Raw genomic sequence first — 3485 nt, 5'->3', positions numbered from 1 at the left:
GCTCCACCGTCCTGATCGATGGCGTGCCGGCGGCGTTCGCCCCGTACGGCCAGCCACAACTGTCGATGGCGCCGATTTCTTCGGGCAACCTGGACAGTATCGACGTGGTGCGCGGCGCCGGTTCGGTACGGTATGGGCCGCAGAACGTCGGCGGCGTGATCAACTTCGTGACTCGCGCCATTCCCGAGAAGTTCTCCGGTGATATCGGCACCACCCTGGAAACCTCGGCCCATGGCGGCTGGAAACACATCGAAAATGCCTTCGTCGGCGGCACGGCGGACAACGGCATCGGCGCGGCATTGTTGTATTCCGGCGTCAAAGGTGACGGCTACCGCAATAACAACAACTCCAACGACATCGACGATGTGATCTTCAAGACCCATTGGGCGCCGACCGATCAAGATGACTTCTCGCTGAACTTCCACTACTACGACGCCAGCGCCGATATGCCTGGCGGCCTGACCCAGAAGCAGTTCGATGCCAACCCGTATCAATCGGTGCGTGATTGGGACAATTTCAGCGGGCGCCGCAAGGATGTGTCCTTCAAATACATCCGCCAGATCGACGACCGTACCCAGGCGGAGGTGTTGACCTATTACTCGGACAGCTTCCGTGGCAGCAACATCGCCAACCGCGACCTGAAGACCCTCGGCTCCTACCCGCGCACCTACTACACCTTCGGCATCGAACCACGGGTATCCCATGTATTCGACGTGGGCCCGAGCACCCAGGAGGTCAGCCTGGGTTATCGCTACCTCAAAGAAGGCATGCACGAGCAGGCGACCAGCCTGAACCTGGTCAACAATGTGCCCACGCCAGGCGGCCAAAGTGATGGTCATGTTTATCAGGACCGCACCGGCGGCACCGAGGCCAATGCGTTCTATATCGATAACAAAGTCGACATCGGCAAGTGGACCATCACCCCGGGCATTCGCTTCGAAGACATCCGCACTGAATGGCACGACCGCCCGGTAGTGGCCCTGAACGGCAAGCGTACTGAGGAAAAACGCCGCGAGATCTATAACAACGAGCCGTTGCCGGCCTTGAGTGTGATGTACCACGTATCCGACGCCTGGAAGCTGTTCGCCAACTACGAAACGTCCTTCGGCAGCCTGCAATATTTCCAACTGGGCCAGGGCGGCACCGGTAACCAGACCGCCAACGGGCTGAATCCGGAAAAAGCCAAGACCTACGAGATTGGCACGCGCTACAACGACAGCGTGTGGGGCGGCGAAGTAACGTTGTTCTACATCGACTTCTCGGATGAGTTGCAATACGTCAGCAACGACGTGGGCTGGACTAACCTCGGCGCCACCAAGCACACCGGTCTTGAAGCATCGGCCCACTACGACCTGTCCAACCTGGACCCGCGTCTGGATGGCTTGACCGCCAATGCCGGCTTCACCTACACCAAGGCGACCTCCGAAGGCGACGTGCCCTTCAAGGGCCGTGACTTGCCGCTGTACTCCCGTGAAGTGGCGACTCTAGGCCTGCGCTACGACATCAACCACTGGACCCATAACCTGGATATCTACGCACAATCCGGCCAACGCGCGCCCGGTACCGGCACCACATACATCACTCAGGGCACAGCCGATGGCCAGTACGGCGATATCCCGGGTTATGTCTCGGTCAACCTGCGCAGCGGGTATGACTTCGGTGAGCAGTTGTCCAACCTGAAGCTGGGCGTTGGTGTGAAGAACGTCTTCGACCAGCAGCACTACACCCGTTCCAGCGACAACAATGCCGGGTTGTATCTGGGTGAGCCACGTACGTTCTTCGTGCAGGCCAGCGTCGGGTTCTGATCATGTGGTGAGTCGGAGCATTGCCGCTCTTCCTGGTCAGGTTGGGCGGTAACTCTCACCCTTCAGATGTTCTTCCTACCTGAGTCCTGGAAACTTTCAGTTGCCTCAGGAACCGGCCCCCACAGTTTGGCCACACAGGATATGTCTGCCACTGCTGGCTTCCTTTACGACTTTGGATCGTCGGGGGGAGCCGGGGCGGTGAGGTCAGGCGCCTGAACATACCGAACTGGAGAACAAAAATGCTGGCATCAGCATCCAATCAGAAGGTTGCTCCTTCCCCCGACAACACCCCTGCCGCAGATGCAAAGCCCAATACCGAGCGGTCTGGTACCTCGTCAAGTGCCCAGGTCACGGTAGGCATCAATTTCACGTCGCAGACAAATCTCTGCGGACCTGTGTTTGGCCCGCCACCACGCCCACTACCCATTGGTGTGCGCCCGAACCCCGGCCCGCCACCGCGTCCGCTGCCAATCGGTGTGCGTCCGAACCCCGGTCCACCGCCACGCCCGACCCCGACATTACCGAACCCTTTCCCCAACAAGAGTAACGAGCAGTTGGCTTGGGGGCTTCTGAACAACTATGAGGCGTTCAAGGGCCGTTGGCCCTCAACAACGGTAACGCCCCAGAGCATAGCGAAAATGGCCAATCGTCCGTTGACCGGCAATCCCTACACGGACGCGAACATTCAACTGGCGAACGAACTGCAGCGGCGTCCGGATTTGATGCAGGCGCTCGATCGAAATGGCAGCACGGGTGCTTTGGATGGTCGTCTGTCCAGAGACGATATCCGGAGCTTCATTGGTTCCGCTAACCCCTTGAAACTTAGCGACGACAAGCAGCTCGTGCGGGACATGCTGACTAATTTCAACGCGTTGAAGGGTGGTTACTTCAGTAACAGCATAAAGCTCAACGATATCAGCGCACGGGCGTCGCGGTCGTTGACCGGTAACCCGTACCAGGACCACCTCATACAGCTGTCGAGGGAAGTCATGTCCCGTTCGGATTTACAAGCGGCGATGGACAACCGTTTCAGTTGGCTCCGCGATGGCAGGATTACGCAACAGGAGTTGTTCGAGCTGCTTCGTTAGACCCTGGCCTTTCCTATGCCGTGTACTACGCGGCATAGGGTGACCAGCGCCTGGCACAGGAATACACCCCCCGTCATGCAGGAACCGTTTTCGAAAACGCACCACGAAGTAAGTATCCACCGGTCATTGGCTGCCGGTGGGGGCCTTCATCTACTGGATCAGGTCTGAACCATGAATTCGACATCATTTGAATCCCGTCACTCCCCGTACAGCGCATCGACCCTGGCCACGCGTACTCAGGAGGAAGGGCAGCCAAGGGCGCCCACGTCACCGGGGCTCAACCTCACATCCTCGCCTAAGTTCAGCTTCAGGGCGCCCACCGCTGAAGATTTTGACAAGGGGGCCCGGCTTTTCATGGAAGAACCGGTGCGCAGCCCAGCGTTCTCAATGATTGCCAACCTCTGGAACAGGCTGTTCAGCCGCTAGGTGCTGCAATTCGTGTGAGCAGGCCTTGCATGGCAAGGATGTCCCGTCGGTTGGGCTGGTTACAAAGGCTCAAGGTTTAGTGGGGCGTCTCCGGCAGTTTGGACGGCAGTCTTCGGAACTGCTGTTTTTTGGGAGCCACTCAATGGGAGCTTGTGCCGTATTGACT

General features: G+C 58.6%; 2 protein-coding genes. Both read left to right on the top strand.

What is annotated here, in order from left to right; all coding sequences use genetic code 11:
* A partial coding sequence (locus ACRESD_RS15355; RefSeq protein WP_431751699.1) for a TonB-dependent receptor family protein occupies positions 1-1805 on the top strand: 1805 nt, incomplete at its 5' end.
* A 239-nt stretch (positions 1806-2044) separates the two neighbouring features.
* Positions 2045-2893 (top strand): hypothetical protein, encoded by an 849-nt coding sequence (locus tag ACRESD_RS15350; RefSeq protein ID WP_431751698.1) that lies wholly within the window; start codon positions 2045-2047, stop codon positions 2891-2893.
* Positions 2894-3485 lie beyond the last annotated feature (592 nt).

Source organism: Pseudomonas sp. (assembly GCF_050739995.1).
Lineage (GTDB): Bacteria > Pseudomonadota > Gammaproteobacteria > Pseudomonadales > Pseudomonadaceae > Aquipseudomonas.
This window is presented reverse-complemented; position numbering and strand designations above follow the sequence as displayed.